Raw genomic sequence first — 20,760 nt, 5'->3', positions numbered from 1 at the left:
CAATGCGTTGATTCAGTTTAGGCGATGAGTGCGTTTTCACACACCCTCGGCCAGGAGGCGCCCTTCGCTCATTCCATCGCCCGGACGCTTGCACGTCGGTTCGCCCCCAGCAAACGGCCATTCGATTCGCAAAGAGGAAGCGTATTCATCGCCATTCTGTTTGAAATGCTACACGCCGTTATGCCGCCTCTCCGCCAACTTCGTCGCCCGAGAGTTCCATCTCACGACTCGCTGGCGGTGAGCGGCTGCGGCCGAGACGCCCGATGTACTGACAACCTCGAAAGCAATAGCCCCAGCACAGCAATCACGGATGTGAGAATTACACTGTCTATCCGCATAGCTTCCGGAAAAGCCGTCAGATTACTAACGTGAACGTAAGTAGCGACAAGCAAAAACCGGCAAGCAAGGAACAGTGCCGTCGATAGCAGGACCGTTGCAGCTTCACGGCAAGCCGTCGTGATATGCCAACGGGCGACAATTCCCAGCACGAGGGCCGGCAATGAAAGAATGGCGAGCACGGCAATGGCTGTTGCAAGTTCAACCTTACCGGCGAAGCGATCTGCGAGGTTGAAGGACGTGTTCACGGCGCAAAAGGCAAACATCGCTCGCGCGAAGAGGTCTCGCACCGAAAGCGATCGCTTCGCGGCTCGTGGATGAGCAAAATATGTCCTTGCCGAAGGAGCAAGGAAAAGCAGCGCCAGAATTGTGGAACCTATCAGTAGGGCGAGTACGTATGAATAGATGCCTTGAGCATTTTGTACGGGGATGGTGATAGCCGCAGTGGCGAGAATAGTCGCCGCGAGAATCCAGCGTACCCAAGACTTGCCGTGGACCAAGCCCACACCAACAACGACAGCGACCGGCAACAGACTGGCCATGTAGGTCCATTGCGCATGCACAGAGAGCGGCGAACCAATGTATAACGGGACTCGATTGATATACGGGCTATCGAATGCCTTGAGTATGTGTACAGCAGTCAACAACTGGACGTACGCGATTCCTGCGATGACGGATGGCCTGCGCATCATATTTGTTTGCGGTTTGGACATGGGATTGTATGCGATGGACAGCGCAAGTTCATCCGCACTCGGCCGAATGACCAAGGTGCCGCGCTCAACGGTCGCTCGATGACCATGTGATGAGAGGCCGCTGCGGGTCGAGAGGACTCGTTCGCCAATAAGGAAAGCTGACACACGCCCGCACCAGGTCGCGAATGTCGGTGAAGCGATCTAGAACGGCCACACGTTCCTGATCGGCCACTGTCGGCTTTGGCCGACCAGCCGCCGGTCGGCTCAGTTAGGCAGTTGTGACCTGACGGTATCGCAGACGGTATCAACCTCCGAATGAACTGGAGATGCATGGTTTAGACGATCTTTGTTAAGCAGGCGGTGCCGATTTTCCGATGCGGCCCACCCAAGGCCGTTGAGTGCCGGGCGGGAATGTCGGTATCGCTGACGGTATCGGCGGGCGCCATGGGACCCGTGTCAGGCCCAGCGTTGGGTTTGCGGTGGGTAGTTGCTAATCGAGTGGGAATGATCAGCCGTCTCGACCGTATCGGCACGACCTGGCAACACAACACATCAAAGCCCGCGTTTTCGCGGGTTTTTTTGTTTTGGGCCGCAGGATTCGCAGGTTTTGAACGGCGCCGCGATTGACGCCGGCATGCCAGACCATATCGAGCCGCGCCCCCATCTCGACGACACGATTCGGCGGTAACCCCGGGTGGGCGGTCTTGGCATCGCGATTTTTCCGGGCATTCCGCTGGCGTCGTTTCCGCACCGCGATCTGGTCGCGCGCCGGCTCGAAGCGCCGCTCGTTGCGCGCGACGTGAATCTGATCCGACGCGCCGAGCATTCGTTGTCGCCGGCCGCTCAGTCCTTCATCGAGCTTTGGTACAAGCGCATCGGCAAGCCGGCCGGCCACTGGCGCGCTGTGATTGCGCATGGTCTGTCATACTGTATGAATATACAGTAACATGGCTGCAATGGGCCGCTTGTGCGGCGGTATGCGAATCGGCAGAAAAATTCAGCTAGGGAACGAGGCGCGATGCCTGAACAACTGTGGTTGCCCGGGCTAGAGGCGCCGCCCCCGCCCACCGACGGGCTCTTTTTCGCGGTTTATCCCGATGCCAATACCGCGGCCGGCATGGCGAAGTTCGCGCAACAGCTTTGCGCGGAGGTACGCGGGCACAGCGGCGTGCGCGGCAAAGCGCTCGCGGCGAACCGTTTGCACGTGACGCTGAGGCATTTCGGCAATTTCGCGGGCGGCTTGCCGGCGGATGTGGTCGAGGCGGCGAAACGGGCGGCCGCCGCGGTCAGCATGGCGCCGTTTACGGTCGAATTCGACGCGATCGCCAGCTTCGCGAAAAAGCCGCGGCTCGGGCCGGCGGTGCTCGTCGGCGAGCACGGTGTGCGCGGACTGCAGGCGCTTCACGATGCGCTCGAAGCGAGCTTGCGGGACGACGGCATCGAGCCCGATGCACGTTTTACGCCGCACGTGACGCTGGCGTACGGGATGCCGTGGATCGAGCGCCGTCCGGCCGAGCCGGCATGCTGGAACGTGCGCGAGTTTGCGCTGATGCACAGCCTGCTGGGACGATCCAAATATATCGTTCTCGCGCGCTGGCCGTTGGTGGGGCGTAGCTGAGGAGCGGGGGCGCGCCGGCCACCGCGGCGTCGAATGCGCGGGTGTATCGCCTGGCAACCGTTAGAACCGCACGCTTGTTCCGCAGCCTCCGGCATAGGCGCCACCGCTTGCCGCGGCGCCGCCGCAAAAGACGCCGCAGCAAGGCCGCTGCAATCGCCGTCAGCGCGGTACCCACGCCGATGCGCCGACACGTGTGCGGGCTCCCTCGCACCGGCTGCACGGCGCCGACAGGACGCGGATGCGCAACGGGAAAAGTACTGGGACCGCTGATCGGTTTGAATGACATCGCGGCATCGACTTCGACGGGAGGAAAATCATGGCTTGCCGCGCCAGTCAAGCGCTGCGCGCGTCGTACGGCTCGATGACCTACTCTAAGTCGACGCTGAAGCACCGTCAAACGTCGAATAGCCGGCAAATCGGCGCTTTTATGCCGTCGGGGGAGCACTGAACGCCCGTGCACTCCCTGATAGAATGCTCGGGCCGCAACGTAGTGGATTGCAGATGAAATTGCTTGATGCGCTTGTCGAACAGCGTATTGCCGCCGCCGCGCGCGGAGAGTTCGACGATTTGCCGGGCGCGGGCGCGCCGCTGGCCCTCGATGATGATGCGTTGGTGCCGGAAGAGGTGCGCGTCGCCAACCGGATTCTGAAAAACGCGGGCTTCGTGCCGCCCGCCGTCGAGCAGCTTCGCGCGTTGCGCGACCTGCAAACGGAGCTGAATGCCGTGAGCGATCAGGCGACCCGTTGCCGTCTCCAGGCCCGCATGCTCGCGCTCGATATGGCGCTCGAATCGCTGCGCGGCGGCCCGATGGTCCTGCCGCGCGAATATTGCCGCCGCATCGCCGAACGTCTGTCGGAACGCGTGGGCAATGTCGATGTGGCGGGAGCAGGTTCACAGTGAACGAGCCGCTCGCGTGTCCCGCCTCGATCGGCTCTTCGGCGCAAACCGAGGACGGCGAGAAATCCGTTGACGCTAGCATCGGCGCAGTGTCCGCGCCGGCGGCTGATCGACCTGTGGCCGGTCCCGCCATCCCTCCCGGAAATTCCGAAGCTCCCATCGTCTCCGAACGCGACTTGCGCTTCATGGCGCTCGCTCAGGCCGCCGCCGAAGAAGCGCGCGCGGCCGGCGAAGTACCGGTCGGCGCGGTGCTGGTGCGCGGCGACGAAGTCATCGCCACGGGCTTCAATCATCCGATCGGCGCGCACGATCCGTCCGCGCACGCCGAAATGATTGCGCTGCGCGCCGCCGCGCAGTCGCTCGAAAATTATCGTCTGCCGGGTTGCGAGCTCTATGTGACGCTCGAGCCTTGCCTGATGTGCGCCGGCGCGATCATGCACGCGCGCATCGCGCGTGTCGTGTTCGGTGCGCGCGATCCGAAAACCGGCGCGTGCGGCAGCGTGGTCGATGCGTTCGCGAATCCCCAGCTGAACCATCACACGACGGTCAGCGGCGGTGTCCTCGAAGCCGAATGCGGTGCCGCGCTCAGGTCGTTTTTTGCCGAGCGGCGTCGCGCGAGCCGCGCAGCGCGCGCGGCGGCTCGTGGTGAAGTGGCTGAAGGGTCCGTTGGCACCGCCACTGACCCCGCAACACCCCCGAGCAACGAACCCCTCCCAACCACGCCGCTCTAAAACAACAACGCCCAACGGGTCTCGCCATGACCGCTCATCGCACCATCGAATTGATTGCGCCATCCGGCTATCCGCATGATCCGGAGGTGTTGCATCGCGCGTTACATCGGCTGCGGGCGCAGGGGCATCGTGTCGACGGCGAGGCGGCCGCAAAGCGCCGCTACCAGCGCTTCGCCGGCACCGACGGCGAGCGCGCGGCCGATCTGAACCGGCTCGCCGATCCATCGCGCGAGTTGCCCGATGTCGTGCTGGCCGTGCGCGGCGGCTACGGCGCGGTGCGGATTCTGCACGGTCTCGACTACGAAGGCCTGCAGCGGCGGCTCACCGATCAGCCGATCGCGCTCGTCGGCCACAGCGACTTCACCGCGATCCAACTGGCGCTGCTCGCGCGCGCCGGCCTGAAGACCTTTGGCGGCCCGATGCTGATGAGCGATTTCGGCGCCGAGGAGCTCAGCGAATTCACGATGCGGCATTTCTGGTCGGCATTGACGCAGCCGACCCTCACGATCGCGAGCAACACGCCGCAAGCGCAGAACGTCGATGTGACGGGCACGCTGTGGGGCGGCAATCTGGCGGTGGTGGCGTCGCTGGTCGGCACGCCCTACATGCCGCCGGTGCAGGGCGGCATCCTGTTCGTCGAAGACGTCAACGAGCAGCCGTTCCGCATCGAGCGAATGATCTATCAGCTGCATCTGGCCGGCATCCTCGCGCAGCAGCAGGCGCTCGTGCTCGGCGACTTCACGGGCGGCAAGCCCTACGACTACGACAATGGCTACGACCTGCAGGCGATGGTCGAGCAAGTGCGTTCGCTGATCGGCATTCCAGTCGTGACGGGGCTGCAGTTCGGGCATGTCCACAACATGGTGACGCTGCCGGTCGGCGCTAATGCGCATCTGGTCGCGAATGCGCATGGCTTCAGGCTGACGGCATCGGGCTATCCGAGCCTTGGCTGAAGCCCGCGTGGGTGGGGCGGAGGCGGGCGGATCGCCCGCTTTTTTTCGCGTGGCTAACGCAACTAACTGTCTGCATTATGCAGCTCACCGTCACCCACACCCGTCGCCAATGTTTTCAGTTTTTGTTGACAAAAACCCGGCCGCCAACAGTCGGCTTCGCGCCGTGGAAACGGGTAGCATTTCCGCCAGACAGCCGCGCAGCTTGACTTGCAGGCCTTTCTTGACGCAACGCAGCACGAGAACTGTCGAAAATTGACGCAAAAATTGTTGACAATATTTGTGTCCGTCCTATGATGACCAACATACCGAGACGCCAATCATGTCCGACACCGAATCAGTCGCGAACAGTTCGAAGCCCGAAGCAATCGCCGAGCGCATCCGCGCGGCGATCCTCGAGCATCGGCTGGCACCCGGCGCGAAGCTCACCGAAGCTCAGCTATGCGAAGTATTCGGCGTGAAGCGCGGCCCGATCCGTCAGGCGCTGTCGCAGCTGGCGGGTGAGCGGCTCGTCGACCTCGAGCCGAACCGTGGCGCGTTCGTCGCGAGTCCGTCGTTGCAGGAGGTGCACGAGGTGTTCGAAATGCGCCGCATCATCGAGCTGGCCGTCGTCGAAATGATCTGTAGCGGACACGGCATGCGGCGTCTGAAGAACGTCGGCGGCATGATCGGCCGGGAACGCAAGGCATTCGAAACGCGCGATTTTCCGGCATGGATCCGCTTGTCGGGCGAGTTTCATACGGAGCTCGCGAGCCTGACCGGCAACTCGGTGCTGTGCGATTGCCTGAACGGGCTGGTCGCGCGTTCCACGCTGATTTCCGCGCTGTACGAGTCGCTCGGACGCAGCCCGTGCTCGTTCGAGGACCACGAAGCGATTCTCGCCGCGCTCGACGCCGGCGATGCAAAGCAGGCGGCCGCGCTGATGTCGCGCCATCTGCAAAGCGTCGAGTTGAAGATGCTGGAGCGCCCCGCGCGCGGTGCAGCGGATCTGCACGAAGTATTCGGTGCGCTCGCGCCGAAAGAAACATCAACGTAAAGAGCCGAAGCCGACTCCACTCCAGGCTGAGGCAGGTAGCAGGCGAGCGCCCGTAGGTGGTGCGCGCCGCACTGAATTGAACTGAACCGATAGATGCACGGCAGGGCGGCCTCGCGTGAGCGCCGCCGGCCTGAGCACGCACGTCCGTCGCGAGACGACGGACCTCAGGGTAGCGACGCATCGCCGGAAATCCGCGGCGGCCGGCGATGCGACAACCACAAGTACGTCAGTACGGAGACACGCGCGGCACGGTCCGGGACCACGACGCCGACTTCTGCGACCCATACAGGGCAAGAAGCGAGCAACTGGCATGGCCGATGCAATGCCCGTCGATGCGCTTTCGACGGTCCCTATCCAAAGGAGGAATCATGGCTCAGTTCAGTGCAGCGCCAGGCAGTCACCCCATTTCCAACTACCCGGACGGCACGGCCCAAACCGATCCGTCGATGCCGGCCGGCTACAGCGAGCGGCTCTACAATGCGGACCTCGCGCCGCTGCGCGCGCAGAACTGGACCGCATACAACATCTTCGCGTTCTGGATGTCGGACGTGCACAGCGTGGGTGGCTATGTCTTCGCGGGGAGTCTCTTCGCGCTCGGCCTGACGAGCTGGCAGGTGCTGGTCGCGTTGCTCGTCGGCATCACGCTCGTGAACGTGCTGTGCAACCTGATCGCGAAGCCGAGCCAGCTGAACGGCGTGCCGTATCCGGTCGCGTGCCGCGCGACTTTCGGCGTGCTCGGCGCGAACGTTCCCGCGGTGATCCGCGGCCTGATCGCGGTCGCGTGGTATGGCATCCAGACCTATCTCGCGTCGAGCGCGCTCGTGATCGTCGTGCTGAAGTTCGTGCCGCAACTGCTGCCGTATGCCGACGTGCATCGGCATGGCCTGCTCGGTCTGTCGACGCTCGGCTGGGCCGGCTTCATGCTGCTGTGGGTACTGCAGGCGCTGGTGTTTTGGCATGGCATGGAGACCATCAAGAAGTTCATCGATTTCGCCGGGCCGGCCGTCTACGTCGTGATGTTCATTCTCGCCGGCTACATGGTGTATCGCGCGGGCTGGCGCAACATCGGCATCAACCTCGGCGGCGTCAAATATCACGGCATGGAAGTGGTGCCGGTGATGATCACGGCGATCTCGCTGGTGGTGTCGTACTTCTCCGGACCGATGCTGAATTTCGGCGACTTCTCGCGCTACGGCAAGAGCTTTCGCAGCGTCAAGCGCGGCAACTTCTGGGGCCTGCCGGTCAACTTCCTCGCGTTCTCGCTGGTGACGGTGATCACGACCGCGGCCACGCTGCCGGTGTTCGGCGAGCTGATCACGGACCCGGTCGAAACGGTGGGCCGCATCGACTATCCGATGGCCGTGATTCTCGGCGCGCTGACCTTCACGATCGCGACGATCGGCATCAACATCGTCGCGAACTTCGTGTCGCCGGCCTTCGACTTCTCGAACGTCGCGCCGCGCCTCATCAGCTGGCGTGCGGGCGGCATGCTCGCAGCGGTCGCGTCGGTGTTCATCACGCCGTGGAACCTGTTCAACAATCCGGCCGTGATTCACTACACGCTCGACGTGCTCGGCAGCTTCATCGGACCTTTGTACGGCGTCCTGATCGTCGATTTCTATCTGGTCAAGCGTCAGAAGATCGTGCTCGACGATCTGTACACGGTTGCGCCGAACGGCTCGTACTGGTATCGCAACGGCGTCAACTATCGTGCGGTGGCCGCGTTGCTGCCGGCCGCGGTGATCGCGGTGATCTGCGTGATGGTGCCGGGCCTCGACGGCCTCGCGAATTTCTCGTGGTTCATCGGCGCGGGACTCGGCGCGCTGTTTTACCGGATGCTCGCGCGCTGAGCTTCATGGAGCGCCAGTTTTTTGCCGCTGCAATATGAGTCGAATAGGAGTCGCCATGCGTATCAAACTGATCAATCCGAACACGACACGCCGCATGACCGAGGCGATGGGGCGCTGCGCGCGCGAGGTCGCCGCGCCCGGCACCGAAGTGATCGCCGTCAATCCGACGATGGGCCCGCCGTCGATCGAAGGCTATTACGACGAAGCGCTCGCCACGCCCGGTCTGCTCGCCGAAGTCGCGGCCGGCGAGCGGGAAGGCTGCGACGGCTACGTGATCGCGTGCTTCGGCGACCCGGGTCTCTACGCGGCCCGCGAGTTGGCGCGCGGGCCGGTGATCGGCATCGCCGAGGCGGCGATGCACGCGGCGAGCGTGCTCGCGCCGGGCTTTTCGGTCTTGACGACGCTCGCGCGCACCTGCGGCATGGCCTGGCATCTGGCCGAGCGCTACGGCATGAAGCGCTTCTGCCGCAACGTGCGTGCGACCGACGTCGCCGTGCTCGATCTCGACACGCCCGGCTCGGCGGCGCGCCGCATCATCCTCGACGAATGCCGGCGCGCGCTCGACGAGGATGGGTCGGACGCGATCGTGCTCGGTTGCGCGGGCATGGCCGAGCTATGCGCGGAGATCGAGGACGCGCTCGGCGCGCCGGTGATCGAAGGCGTGACGGCGGCGGTCAAATGGACCGAGGCACTGGTGGCGCTGCGTCTCGCGACGGCCAAGCGCGGCGACTATGCACGGCCGCTCACGAAGCGCTACGACGGCGCGCTCGCCTCGTTCAGCCCCGGCCCGCTGCGGGTAAACGCCGACTCGGCGGGGACCCAGGCGGACGCGCACATACACTCGCTGTAACACGCACTATCTGCCCGGCCGTATGGGCTCACCAGGGCGTTTTCGCTACACTGGGTCAACTCGGTGCGGCGGCTTCGGCCGCCGCTGAAGCCTCCGAACGAGCGCTTGCAAAGGTCAGTTCCGGCGTCGTTGCCGAGGGGTTTCGAGCTCGAGCTTCATGCGCGAGCTTCACGCAAATTCCTGGTCCCGTCACTACGCATCCGTCAAACCATGCCACTCGACCCGAACTACCCACGCGATCTGATCGGCTACGGCCGCCACCCGGTGCACGCGAACTGGCCGGGGCGAGCGCGCGTCGCGGTGCAATTCGTCCTCAACTACGAAGAGGGCGGCGAAAACTGCGTGCTGCACGGCGACCCCGGTTCCGAGCAGTTCCTGTCGGAGATCGTTGGCGCGGCGGCGTATCCGGCGCGGCACATGAGCATGGAGTCGATCTACGAATACGGCTCGCGCGCGGGCGTGTGGCGCATCCTGCGCGAATTCGAAAGACGTGATCTGGCGCTGACGGTGTTCGGCGTCGGCATGGCGATCGAGCGGAATCCGGAAGTCGCGCGGGCGTTCGTCGAACTCGGGCATGAGATCGCGTGCCACGGCTATCGCTGGATTCACTATCAGGACATGTCGCCGGAGAAGGAAGCGGAGCACATGCGCCTCGGCATGGAGGCGATCGAGCGCGTGACCGGCGTGCGGCCGCTCGGCTGGTACACCGGCCGCGACAGTCCGAACACCCATCGGCTGGTCGCCGAATACGGCGGCTTCCTGTACGACTCCGATTACTACGGCGACGACTTGCCGTTCTGGATGGACGTCGAGGTGGCGGGCGGCAAGAGCGTGCCGCAACTGATCGTGCCGTACACGCTCGACACCAACGACATGCGCTTCGCGACGCCGCAAGGCTTCAACACCGCGGACCACTTCTTCACCTACCTGCGCGACGCGTTCGACGTGCTGTACGAAGAGGGCGACGAAGTGCCGAAGATGCTGTCGATCGGCATGCACTGCCGGCTGCTCGGACGGCCGGGGCGTTTCCGCGCGCTGCAGCGCTTTCTCGATCACATCGAACAGCACGATCGCGTATGGGTGTCGCGGCGCGTCGATATCGCGCGGCACTGGCACGAGACTCATCCTTACCAACAGGACAACCGCGAGGCTGCGGCATGAAGGCGATGCAATACACCCTGGACCAACTCAACAGCCTCTCGACCGACGCGTTCGTTGCGACGCTGTCGGGCATCTTCGAGCACTCGCCGTGGGTCGCGGAGATTGCGGCGCGGCAGCGGCCGTTCGCGAGCATCGACGAGCTGCATCGCAGCATGTCGCAGATCGTCGAAACCTCGGGCGAGGACAAGCAGCTCGCGCTGATCAACGCGCACCCGGAGCTGGCCGGCAAGGCCGCGGTGCGTGGCGAGCTGACCGCCGAATCGACCCGCGAGCAAAGCGGCGCCGGGCTCGCGCAATGCACGCAGGCAGAGTTCGACAAGCTGCATGCGCTCAACCACGCGTATCGCGAGAAGTTCGGCTTTCCGTTCATTCTCGCGGTGCGCGGCTACGACCGCCACGGCATCATCGCGAACTTCGAATCGCGCATGAACAATAGCCGCGCCGACGAGATGCGCGCGAGCCTCGATCAGATCTATCGCATTGCACGTTTGCGGCTCGACGACCTGATCGGCGTGTGACGCGCACCGCGTCACGCAACGAGCCGCAACGTTTTTCCCGCACCAATCGATATCAAGGACGACAAAGATGGCACTTCCGATTCTCGACCCCAACGCACCGGAATTCACGCGCCGTTACGTGAATCTGGCGGACCCGCGTCTGGGCGCGCAGGCGCTCGAGGCTAGCGACGAATTCTTCGCGCCGAAGGACCGCATGCTGAATCCGGAACCGGCCGTCTTCATTCCGGGCAAGTACGACGACAACGGCAAGTGGATGGACGGCTGGGAAACGCGCCGCAAGCGCACGACCGGCTACGACTGGTGTGTCGTCAAGCTCGCGCGGCCCGGTGTGATCAAGGGACTCGACCTCGACACCAGCCACTTCACCGGCAACTTCCCGCCGGCGGCGTCGGTGGAAGCGGCGCGGGTCGTCGATGGCGAGCCGAACCAGTCGACGCAATGGACCGAGATCGTGCCGTCCACCACGTTGCAGGGCAATAGCCACCACTACCTCGAAGTCGCCGACGCGAACGCGTACACGCATCTGCGCGTGAACATCTATCCGGACGGCGGCATCGCGCGTCTGCGTGTGTACGGTCAGCCGCAGGTGGACTGGGCGGGCGCGAGCCGCACCGAGCAGTTCGATCTCGCCGCGATGGAAAACGGTGCATATCTGGTTAGCGCGAACAACCAGCACTTCGGCGCGGCTTCGACGCTGCTGATGCCGGGTCGCGGCGTGAATATGGGCGACGGCTGGGAAACGCGTCGTCGTCGCGAGCCGGGCAACGACTGGGCGATCATCGCACTCGCGCAGCCGGGGGTGATCCGCAAGATCGAAGTCGACACCGCGCACTTCAAGGGCAACTATCCGGATCGCTGCTCGATCCAGGCCGCGTACGTGAAGGGCGGCACCGACAGCTCGCTCGTCACGCAGGCGATGTTCTGGCCGGTGCTGCTCGGCGAACAGAAACTGCAGATGGACAAGCAGCACTTCTTCGAAAGCGAGATCGCGGCGCTCGGGCCCGTCACCCATGTGCGCTTCAACATCTATCCGGACGGCGGGGTGTCGCGTCTGCGTCTGTGGGGTACGCTCGAATGAAAACGCTCGCCATCGAACCGCTGACGAAAGAGGCGTTCGCCGCATTCGGCGACGTAATCGAACTCGAAGGCGCGAAGCAGATTCCGATCAACCGCGGCACGACGATCCGCTATCACGACCTCGCGAAAGTCGACGTGACCGACGAGCACGGCCGCACGCTCGTCAATCTGTTTCGTGGCCAGCCGCGCGCGCTGCCGTTCGAAGTGAAGATGCTCGAGCGTCATCCGCTCGGCAGCCAGGCATTCGTGCCGCTGAACGACAAGCCGTATCTGGTCGTCGTCGCACCCGCGGGCGAACTGGACGCGGCGAAGATTCGCGCGTTCGTCACGAGTGGTTGGCAGGGCGTCAACTACGCGAAGGGCGTATGGCACCATCCGCTGATCGCGTTGGGCGAGATGAGCGACTTTATCGTCGTCGATCGTGGCGGCGAGGGGCTCAATCTGAACGAGCAGGATCTGGCGGAGTCGCTCTGGCTCACGGAAGATGCGTTGAGCGCGGTGGTGGTTTGATGGCAATGCAGCTGCCGGGTAGCCGGTAGCGTTGCGGTTGAAAAGAAAAGCCCGCGACGTGCGTTACGTCGCGGGCTTTCTTGCATGGATGACGATCACTTGCGCCTGCCGAGCAGCGGCGAATGCCCGATGACTTCTCTTGACCGCTCGGGCGGCTCCGGCGCCGAAAATCCCGCTGCTTCGATGGCCGGCTTGAGCCCGCTGAATTGCAGGCTCTTCTTTGGCGAACGCAGCGATGTCATGCCGTCGTCCCACGCATGCAGCATCTGCTTGGCGACCGTGCGCCACTGCGGTTCGTTGCGCGCTGCCTCGATCAACTCGTGACCGACGTCGACAGCCGAGTCGCACAGCGCCTCGACCATTTGCGCATATTGCCGCGGAGCGATGCCCATGCGAGTGTTGAAAAAGCGTTCGAGGGTTTTACCGGCTGCCCAGGTCTTGCGGCCGTCGATGGCGAGGCCCGGCGGATTGGCGGCGAAGCGCGGATAAGCCTGGGTCGTCACGACATCGTAGACGGGCGTGAACGCGACATCGTCGACCGACGTATAGAACAGCGCGACGTTCTTGGTGTGGCAGTCCGCATTGCGCACGACGTAGTTGGTCAGCAGATGCCAGCCGAGCTGCTGGAGCTGCGTTCGCGTGGTGTCGCGATCGAGCAGATACGCTCTTGCCGCGTTGAGCATTTTCTCGCTGGTCGAATTGTATTTTTCGTGCGGGGGCAAACCGAGCAGGCCGCACAGGTCTTCGACGCCGTACGCCGGCAATCCATCTTCGTCGACATCGAAGCGCTCGACGACGAGCGCCCGGCCATCGTCCGACATCTGGGTGCGCGCAACGGGCGCCACCCCGAGCCGCTCCAGCACCCGCATCGAATGGAACTCGTTGAAACCGAGAAAGGGCGTGTTGTCGTCCGAACCTTTGACGATGTGACGGCTCGTTCGAATCGTCGGCTTTCCGAGCTGCAACGGTGTCGATGCGGCAGGCTGCGCTTCCGGCGCGATGAACTTCGGCACGACACCTGAAATGGCCGCTCGCGCGTATTCACGCACCAGTTGCGCGAAATGTTCGGCGGTGTTGTCGCCGTGCAGGATGTGCTGGACGTCGAGCGCCTCCAGTTCGGTGCCCGGCGCCACGCCTTCTGGCGTGACGGTGACCCGGCCGATCCCCATCGAGCCCACGACGGCGAGCAGCGACAGATCGGTTCCGTCGAGCAAGGGCCCGAATTGCTCGCGGATCAGATTCAGCAGATAGCCCTCGGGCAGGTTCTGCCGGAAAAACGGATGCAGGTCGCGCGGCCAGCGCCAGGCCTCTTCGCGCACCGGCATCGTCAGACTGACGAAGTCGGCCGCGCTCGCATCGCGGTTGTATTTGAGGACATAGTCGTCGCGCTCGCGAAACAGCGTGGCAACGTTCTTGCCCAGTACCTGAACGTCGAGCTTCATGGCTGCGCGTCCGGGCTGCGCTGTTCAGCGAGGATGTCTTCGAGCGTGCGGCCATGTCCATGCGCGACGAACTTGAGGTCGTAACCGGCGGCTTCAAGCAGGCGCACGAGCACGGACACGCTCATATCGTTTTTGGCGAGCGTCTCCATCCGCGCGACGGTCGTGCGGGCCACGCCCGCGCGGCGCGCAAGCTCTTCCTGCGATAGCTTGCTGTCGCGTCGTACGGCTTTCAGCATGTCCGAGACATCGGCGAGGTTGGTCATTTGTGGCCTCAGGGCGTCAAATTCAGCATATTTGCCATTTATTGTAGCCCAAGAGGCACAACAAGTTTGTTTGTTTTTGTGCCTCTAGGGCTACATTTTATGCATCTTTGGCTTAGTTTGTGGCCCAAGGGCGACAAATCTAATGTATCGATGCCACTGACGGACCCGCCATTCCTCCCCAAACGACAACGGGCTTGCCGCTCTCGCGACAAGCCCGTACACACACCAGCCTCTACCTCGGAACCGGAATCGTGATCCGGACAGACGTCTTTACTTCGCCGCGCCGCCTTCGAACCACGCGGCGATCTTCATCCGCTCGTCGTCGGTCATGTGCGTGACGTTGCCGAGCGGCATCGCTTTCAACGTAACCGCCTGCTGGTAAATGCGCTGTGCGTTCTGCGAGATTTCGTCGGGGGTATCCATCAGCACGCCGGCGGGCGCGCTGCCCATCATCGTCGGATGCGAGGAGTGGCAAGCCACGCAGCGCTGCTGCAGCACCGGCGCGATGTCGGCGACCTTCAGCGTCGGCGCGTTGGCGGCCTGCGCCTGCGGCACTACCGGACGCGGCATGGTCCACACGAGCGCCGTGCACATCAGCGCCACGCCGACGAGCGGCAGATACCACAACACCTGGCCGCGATGGCGCATCACGAAGAACTGACGGATCAGCGCGCCGGCCAGCATGATGACGACGAGCACCGCCCAGTTGTACGGATGCGTATAGGTCATCGCGTAGTGGTTCGACAGCATCGCGAACACGACCGGCAGCGTGAAGTAGGTGTTGTGCACCGAGCGCTGCTTGCCGCGCTTGCCATAGATCGGGTTCGGCGTGTCGCCCTTGAGCATCGCGTCGACCATCTTGCGCTGGCCCGGAATGATCACGAAGAACACGTTGGCCGACATGATCGTCGCGAGCATTGCGCCCATGATCAGATACGCCGCGCGGCCCGCGAAGATATGACAGGCGAGATACGCCGCGATCAGCACATATACGCCGACACAGATGCCAAGCAGTTTGTCGCGCGTGCCGAGAATGCGGCACAGCGAGTCATAGACGATCCAGCCGGCCGCGAGGAAACCGATCGCCGAGGAGACAGCGACCACCGGTCCCATGTCGAGCACGTTCTTGTCGATCAGGTAGGTGCTCGGCGAAAACAGGTACAGCACGGTAAAGAGGCCGAAGCCCGACAGCCACGTCGTGTACGACGGCCATTTCGACCAGTGCAGGTCTTCGGGCATTTCCGGCGGCGCGACCGTGTACTTCTGCATGTTGTAGAAGCCGCCGCCGTGCACGTGCCACAGCTCGCCGAACACGCCGCGACGGCGCTGGTTCGGATCGGTCGGCGGTTTCAGGCTGTTGTCGAGCGCGACGAAATAGAACGATTCGCCGATCCATGCGATGGCGGCGATGACGTGGAACCAGCGAATCGCGAGGTTCAACCAGTCGGTGATAAAGCCTTCCATGAAACTCCTCCACTTCTGATTCGTTGTGCGCGCGATGACGTTCGACGTCGCCGGTCATCGCGCCGACTGCGGATAGAAGACGCAGCGCGGCTTGTTGTGGGTATCGCGGGGCGCTTGTGCGTATTGGTGTCTGTTCGTGCCGAAGCGGACGCGCTTGCATCCGGCAGGGCTAGCTGCCCCGATACGTGCTGTACGAAAACGGCGACACCAGCAGCGGCACGTGATAGTGCGCGCTGGCATCGGCGACGCCGAAGCGCAGCACGACGCGATCGACGAAGCGCGGTTCCGGCAAGCTGGTGCCGAGCGACGCGAAGTAGTCGCCCGCGCCGAACACGAGTTCGTACTCGCCAGCGACGAGCGCGTCGCCCTCGAGCAGCGGCTCGTCGCAGCGGCCGTCGTGATTGGTGACAGTGGTTTTGAGCGCGCGGCGCGTGTCTGCGGCGAGCGCGAAGAGTTCGACCTTGATGCCTGCGCCGGGACGGCCGTTCGCGGTGTCGAGCACGTGGGTAGTGAGCTTGCCCATTCGCAATTGTCCTTGTGTGAATGCGAGGTGTCGGCGGCGGCCCGATCCATTACGTTTCTCGGCGGATCGAGGCTCCACGTCAGTGGCTACATACCCGTCGGCGAATTGAAGCGAGCGCCGTGGCAGCCATTGTAAAAAGGATGCCCTGTTCAGCGCGCGAGCGATAGGAAAGATAATAGTTCGCGCATGATGGACAGCCAGTCGAAAGCCGCGCCGGCTCATCGGCCGATCGTACCGGCGCCAAAAATGCACCACTATATTGGCGGTGTGAAGTTGGGTATCGCAGCCGCGCGAGTTGCCAGCGGGATTTTGGCTACCGAAGGTAAGCGCTGTGCGACACACCCGTGCAAAGGCAGGCCTTTGGCACGGCAAACCCCGAAGACGGCGATTCACGCTGGGTAACCGGGCCAACGGCGTTCAACCGAACGCGGCGGCACGGTGGCGTGCCGCCGCATCGCGTTCGAACGGCTTTGCATGCAGGCAATCAGGCGGACAGACGAATGACGATGAATGAAGCACTGAAACAACCCGGCAAAACGATGCTCGTGAAGCACGCGGACGTGCTGGTCACGATGGATGGCGAGCGGCGCGAATTGCGCGACGCCGGCCTCTTTATCGAGGACAACCGGATCGTCGCGGTCGGGCCGACTGCGCAACTGCCGCAAACGGCCGATCAGGTACTCGACCTGCGCGGCCACCTGGTGATTCCCGGCCTCGTCAATACGCATCACCACATGTACCAGAGCCTCACGCGCGCGATTCCCGCCGCGCAGAACGCCGAGCTGTTCGGCTGGCTGACGAATCTGTACAAGGTGTGGGCGAACCTCACGCCCGACATGATCGAAGTATCGACGCTGACCGCGATGGCCGAGCTGCTGCTGTCGGGCTGCACGACGTCGAGCGACCATCTGTATATCTATCCGAACGGCAGCCGTCTGGACGACAGCATCGCCGCGGCGCGCCGCATCGGCATGCGCTTTCATGCGGCGCGCGGCAGCATGAGCGTGGGACGGAAAGACGGCGGCTTGCCGCCCGATTCGGTGGTCGAGCGCGAAGCGGACATCCTGAAGGACACGCAGCGTCTCATCGAGACGTATCACGACGACGGGCGCTACTCCATGCTGCGCGTCGTCGTGGCGCCGTGCTCGCCGTTTTCGGTGAGCCGCGACCTGATGCGCGAATCGGCGCTGCTCGCGCGCCACTACGGCGTGTCGCTGCACACGCATCTGGCGGAGAACGGCAACGACGTCGAGTACAGCCGCGAGAAGTTCGGCATGACGCCGGCCGAGTATGCGCACGATCTCGGCTGGGTCGGCCGCGACGTATGGCATGCGCACTGCGTGCAACTCGACGACGCGGGCATCGCGCTGTTCGCCCGCACCGGCACCGGCGTCGCGCACTGTCCGTGCTCGAACATGCGGCTCGCGTCGGGCATCGCGCCGGTCAAGCGCATGCGGCTCGCGGGCGTGCCGGTTGGACTCGGCGTCGACGGCTCGGCGTCGAACGACGCTGCGCAGATGATCGCCGAAGTGCGCCAGGCGCTGCTGCTGCAGCGCGTCGGTTTCGGGCCCGATGCTATGACCGCGCGCGAGGCGCTCGAAATCGCGACCCTGGGCGGCGCGCGCGTGCTCAATCGCGACGACATCGGCGCGCTCGCGCCTGGCATGGCCGCGGATTTCGTCGCGTTCGATTTGCGTGCGCCGCACTTTGCCGGCGCACTGCACGATCCGGTGGCGGCTCTGGTATTCTGCGCGCCGTCGCAGGTCAGCTATAGCGTGATCGACGGCAAGGTGGTGGTGAAGGAGGGGCGCTTGGCGACGCTCGAACTCGGGCCGGTGATCGAGCGGCATAACGCGCTCGCGCGGCAGCTTTACGAGGCGGCGGCTTGAGCTTGAGCGGAAGGGGCGGCACTCACGCGCGGATGCCGCGAGTCGTTGATATCTGAGCGGTGCCGCATGCGGGCTCAGGGCTTGTCGATCAACGTCCGGGTCGTCTCGCCAACCAGCCCGCGCAGCCAGCGCACTTCGTCGGAGTAGTGCACGCGCTCGTGCCACAGCTGGTAGTACTGCATCGGCGGGAAGTCGAGCGGCGCGGGCACCACGGTCAGCGGCAGGAACTTCGCGTAGTAGTCGGCAAAGAGGCGCGTCGTCGTGAAGATCAGATCGGATTTGATCAGCACGTACGGCGCGAGATTGAAGTAGGGCAGCGTGACGACCACATGGCGCTTCAACCGCTCGCGCGCGAGATGCACGTCGATCGCGCCGCGCTGGCCGACCGAGTACGGCGTCGGCGCGAGATGCGGTGCGTTCAGGTACTGGTCGAGCGTGAGCCCGCCACGTTTGGCAAACGGATGCGAGTTGCTCATCAGGCAGACGATCTGATCGACGAACAGGTTCGACAGATGCAATTGCTCGGGCGGCTCCGGCCAGTTGCCGACCACGATGTCGAGCTTGCCGTCCTCGAGCGCGAGTTCGTAGTCGAACGCGGGGCCGAGCGAATGGAATTCGAGCGTCGCGTTCGGCGCGGCCTGGCGAAAACGTTCGACGACTGTCGGCACGAACAGCACGTTCAGGTAGTCGGGACAGCCGATCCGGTAGCAGCGGATGGATGTGGCCGGATCGAAGTTGTGCTGCTGGAACTTGATGCGCTCGATTTCGCGCAGCGCGTTCTGCACCGGTTCGAGCAGGCGCAGGCCGTACTCCGTCGGCACCATGCCGGACTTGCCGCGCACCAGCAGCGGGTCGCCGGTGATGTCGCGCAGACGGCGCAGCGCCGCGCTGATCGCGGGTTGGGACTGATTCAGTTTGACGGCGGCGCGCGTGACGCTGCGCTCCATCAGTAGCGTGTGCAACACGCGCAGCAGGTAGGTGTCGATCGCCTCGCGTTGCTGGCTCATGGATTCTCCGAAATATATGTGCTGGCTGATCGAACGGACGTAGGGGTATATGGGTTTTAATATGGACGAAAAACGACGTCAAGGGTGACATACCCGCAGAGCTTGTAGCGGCGCGGGTTTGCGGGAATTTTGTCAACTCGACTGAGTGGGTCGAATTAGGTATCGTCATTCGGTTGTGGTGACGGATCGCCCGTCGGCACGGTGGACGTCATCGACGTCGACCCGGCGGTATTCAGGCAGCAAGCGGCGTCTCAAACGCACTACGGAATCTCATGAGCGACACTCCACTTAGCGACGGCGCACAACTCACCGGCCAGGCGGTGCCCCGGCTCGCGCTGACGGGCATCACCAAGCAGTACCCGGCCGTGCGCGCCAACGACGACGTCACGCTCGTCGTCGCACCCGGCGAGATCCATGCGGTGCTCGGCGAGAACGGCGCGGGCAAGAGCACGCTGATGAAGATCATCTACGGCGCGGTGCGGCCCGACGCCGGCGAGATCCGCTGGGAAGGCGAGACGGTCGACATCGCGAGCCCGGCGGCCGCGCGCAAGCTCGGCGTCGGCATGGTGTTCCAGCACTTCTCGCTGTTCGAAACGCTGACGGTCGGCGAAAACATCGCGCTCGCGCTCGACGAACCGTTCGATCTGAAGTCCCTTGCGAAACGCATTCGCGAGGTGTCGGCCGATTACGGGCTCGACATCGATCCGCAACGGCACGTGCACAGCCTCACCGTCGGCGAGCGCCAGCGCGTCGAAATCGTGCGCTGCCTGCTGCAGAATCCGCGTCTGCTGATCATGGACGAACCGACCTCGGTGCTGACGCCGCAGGCGGTCCGCAAGCTGTTCACGACGCTGCGTCGGCTCGCGGCCGAAGGCTGCAGCATTCTCTACATCAGCCACAAGCTCGACGAAATCCAGGAGTTGTGCGACACCGCGACCGTGATGCGAGGCGGCCGCGTGACCGGCAATGTGACGCCGAAGAACGAGACGCATGCGTCGCTCGCGCAGTTGATGGTCGGCCACTCGCTGCCCGACTACACGCGGCGCGAGCACAAGCCGGGCGCGGTGCTGCTCGACGTCAGGCAGTTGTCGGTCGCGAGCGACGATCCGTTCGGCACGTCGTTGCGCGACGTGTCGTTCAGCGTGCATGCGGGCGAGATCTTCGGCATTGCCGGCGTGTCGGGCAATGGCCAGGCGGAACTGCTCGCGGCGTTGTCCGGAGAAAAGCGCGCTGAAAAACGCAGCCTGCCGGCCGACGCGATCAAGATCTGCGGCAGACCGGCCGCGCGCCTCGGCGCGGGCCACCGGCGCGCGCTCGGCTTTGGCTTCGTGCCCGAGGAGCGGCTCGGCCGCGGCGCGGTGCCGGCGATGAGCCTTGCCGACAACGCGCTCCTGACCGCGCATCGGCAGAACATGGTCAAGTCAGGCTGGATCAGGGCGGGCGCGATGCGCGCGTTCGCGAAGCGCTGCATCGACGCGTTCGACGTGCGCTGCGGCGGCCCCGACGCGCTCGCGCAAAGTCTGTCGGGCGGCAATCTGCAGAAATACATCATGGGCCGCGAGATTTTGCAGGCGCCGAAGGTACTGGTGGTCGCGCAGCCGACGTGGGGCGTCGATGTCGGCGCGTCCGCATTCATCCGTCAGCAACTGCTCGATCTGTCGGCGCGCGGCGTCGCGATTCTGGTGATCTCGGAGGAACTGGAAGAGCTGTTCGATATCTGCGATCGCATCGCGGTGCTCGCGGGCGGGCGGCTCTCGCCGGTGCGCGCGACCGGTGCGACCAACGCCGAGGAAATCGGCCGCTGGATGGCGGGGCTATTCGGCGACCGCGAGGGCGCGGCGCCTGCGGCAGACCAACCGGCGCATGCGTGAGGCGACGCGTTGCCCGCCGGCCACGCCAAAACGCTAAGCACGCACTCGAATGCGGACCCTGAAGAACAGAACCCG

Annotated in this window: 20 protein-coding genes; 14 read left to right on the top strand and 6 right to left on the bottom strand. The window is 64.1% G+C overall.

Annotated features, from left to right (window positions below):
• Positions 1–221 precede the first annotated feature (221 nt).
• Positions 222–1,049 (bottom strand): hypothetical protein, encoded by an 828-nt coding sequence (locus AB3X95_RS04320; RefSeq protein ID WP_368620751.1) that lies wholly within the window; start codon positions 1,047–1,049, stop codon positions 222–224.
• 673 nt (positions 1,050–1,722) lie between these two features.
• Between AB3X95_RS04320 and AB3X95_RS04315 the strand changes: the two genes are divergently transcribed.
• The 12 genes from AB3X95_RS04315 (at position 1,723) to AB3X95_RS04260 (ending at position 12,226) form a co-directional block, all read left to right on the top strand.
• A complete protein-coding gene (locus AB3X95_RS04315; RefSeq protein WP_176125556.1) occupies positions 1,723–1,974 on the top strand; it encodes a LysR substrate-binding domain-containing protein in 252 nt (83 codons plus the stop codon).
• Between the two features lie 72 nt (positions 1,975–2,046).
• Positions 2,047–2,646, top strand: coding sequence for a 2'-5' RNA ligase family protein (locus AB3X95_RS04310; RefSeq protein WP_368620750.1), 600 nt, complete (start codon positions 2,047–2,049; stop codon positions 2,644–2,646).
• A gap of 501 nt (positions 2,647–3,147) precedes the next feature.
• Positions 3,148–3,546, top strand: coding sequence for a DnaJ family domain-containing protein (locus tag AB3X95_RS04305; protein ID WP_368620749.1), 399 nt, complete (start codon positions 3,148–3,150; stop codon positions 3,544–3,546).
• A gap of 113 nt (positions 3,547–3,659) precedes the next feature.
• A complete protein-coding gene (gene tadA / locus AB3X95_RS04300) occupies positions 3,660–4,274 on the top strand; it encodes a tRNA adenosine(34) deaminase TadA (protein WP_368620779.1) in 615 nt (204 codons plus the stop codon).
• A 26-nt stretch (positions 4,275–4,300) separates the two neighbouring features.
• The gene (ldcA, locus tag AB3X95_RS04295; protein WP_176108311.1) at positions 4,301–5,227 is read left to right on the top strand and encodes a muramoyltetrapeptide carboxypeptidase; all 927 of its coding nucleotides are present in this window, start codon (positions 4,301–4,303) and stop codon (positions 5,225–5,227) included.
• A 319-nt stretch (positions 5,228–5,546) separates the two neighbouring features.
• Positions 5,547–6,260, top strand: a complete 714-nt coding sequence (locus AB3X95_RS04290) for a GntR family transcriptional regulator (protein ID WP_368620748.1) — start codon at positions 5,547–5,549, stop codon at positions 6,258–6,260.
• Between the two features lie 368 nt (positions 6,261–6,628).
• Positions 6,629–8,110 carry an NCS1 family nucleobase:cation symporter-1 gene (locus tag AB3X95_RS04285; RefSeq protein WP_184227202.1) on the top strand — a complete coding sequence of 494 codons (1,482 nt, stop codon included), beginning with the start codon at positions 6,629–6,631 and terminating at the stop codon, positions 8,108–8,110.
• A 55-nt stretch (positions 8,111–8,165) separates the two neighbouring features.
• Complete coding sequence (locus AB3X95_RS04280) at positions 8,166–8,960, top strand: aspartate/glutamate racemase family protein (RefSeq protein WP_368620747.1); 795 nt, start codon at positions 8,166–8,168, stop codon at positions 8,958–8,960.
• Between the two features lie 210 nt (positions 8,961–9,170).
• The gene (puuE, locus tag AB3X95_RS04275; RefSeq protein WP_018435546.1) at positions 9,171–10,121 is read left to right on the top strand and encodes an allantoinase PuuE; all 951 of its coding nucleotides are present in this window, start codon (positions 9,171–9,173) and stop codon (positions 10,119–10,121) included.
• Positions 10,118–10,639, top strand: a complete 522-nt coding sequence (uraD, locus tag AB3X95_RS04270; RefSeq protein WP_176368918.1) for a 2-oxo-4-hydroxy-4-carboxy-5-ureidoimidazoline decarboxylase — start codon at positions 10,118–10,120, stop codon at positions 10,637–10,639. Before puuE ends, uraD begins: the two co-directional genes overlap by 4 nt.
• Positions 10,640–10,706: 67 nt before the next feature.
• Positions 10,707–11,717, top strand: a complete 1,011-nt coding sequence (gene alc, locus AB3X95_RS04265) for an allantoicase (protein WP_176368917.1) — start codon at positions 10,707–10,709, stop codon at positions 11,715–11,717.
• On the top strand, positions 11,714–12,226 hold the full coding sequence (locus AB3X95_RS04260) for an ureidoglycolate lyase (RefSeq protein WP_176125565.1): 513 nt from the start codon (positions 11,714–11,716) through the stop codon (positions 12,224–12,226). Before alc ends, AB3X95_RS04260 begins: the two co-directional genes overlap by 4 nt.
• 95 nt (positions 12,227–12,321) lie before the next feature.
• On the opposite strand, the gene AB3X95_RS04255 is transcribed toward AB3X95_RS04260, so the two are convergent.
• The 4 genes from AB3X95_RS04255 to uraH all read right to left on the bottom strand — a co-directional run bounded on the left by AB3X95_RS04255 (position 12,322) and on the right by uraH (position 15,918).
• Positions 12,322–13,668: a type II toxin-antitoxin system HipA family toxin gene (locus AB3X95_RS04255; RefSeq protein WP_176125566.1), complete on the bottom strand. Its 1,347-nt coding sequence runs from the start codon at positions 13,666–13,668 to the stop codon at positions 12,322–12,324.
• Positions 13,665–13,931: a helix-turn-helix transcriptional regulator gene (locus AB3X95_RS04250; RefSeq protein ID WP_008920757.1), complete on the bottom strand. Its 267-nt coding sequence runs from the start codon at positions 13,929–13,931 to the stop codon at positions 13,665–13,667. Before AB3X95_RS04250 ends, AB3X95_RS04255 begins: the two co-directional genes overlap by 4 nt.
• Before the next feature lie 270 nt (positions 13,932–14,201).
• Entirely contained in the window at positions 14,202–15,395 is a 1,194-nt protein-coding gene (locus AB3X95_RS04245; protein ID WP_176108320.1) for a urate hydroxylase PuuD, read from the bottom strand.
• Positions 15,396–15,564: 169 nt separating this feature from the next.
• The gene (uraH, locus tag AB3X95_RS04240; RefSeq protein ID WP_176125568.1) at positions 15,565–15,918 is read right to left on the bottom strand and encodes a hydroxyisourate hydrolase; all 354 of its coding nucleotides are present in this window, start codon (positions 15,916–15,918) and stop codon (positions 15,565–15,567) included.
• 500 nt (positions 15,919–16,418) lie between these two features.
• On the opposite strand from uraH, the gene AB3X95_RS04235 reads away from it, so the two are divergent.
• Positions 16,419–17,807, top strand: coding sequence for an 8-oxoguanine deaminase (locus AB3X95_RS04235; protein WP_368620746.1), 1,389 nt, complete (start codon positions 16,419–16,421; stop codon positions 17,805–17,807).
• Between the two features lie 74 nt (positions 17,808–17,881).
• On the opposite strand, the gene AB3X95_RS04230 is transcribed toward AB3X95_RS04235, so the two are convergent.
• A complete protein-coding gene (locus AB3X95_RS04230) occupies positions 17,882–18,814 on the bottom strand; it encodes a LysR substrate-binding domain-containing protein (protein ID WP_368620745.1) in 933 nt (310 codons plus the stop codon).
• 272 nt (positions 18,815–19,086) lie between these two features.
• On the opposite strand from AB3X95_RS04230, the gene AB3X95_RS04225 reads away from it, so the two are divergent.
• Positions 19,087–20,685 (top strand): ABC transporter ATP-binding protein, encoded by a 1,599-nt coding sequence (locus AB3X95_RS04225; protein WP_368620744.1) that lies wholly within the window; start codon positions 19,087–19,089, stop codon positions 20,683–20,685.
• Positions 20,686–20,760 lie beyond the last annotated feature (75 nt).

Origin of the sequence: Paraburkholderia sp. BR13444, assembly GCF_040948755.1 — a bacterium.
GTDB lineage: Bacteria > Pseudomonadota > Gammaproteobacteria > Burkholderiales > Burkholderiaceae > Paraburkholderia > Paraburkholderia youngii.
Note: the sequence above shows the minus strand (reverse complement) of the source record. Positions and strands in the feature narration are given on the sequence as shown.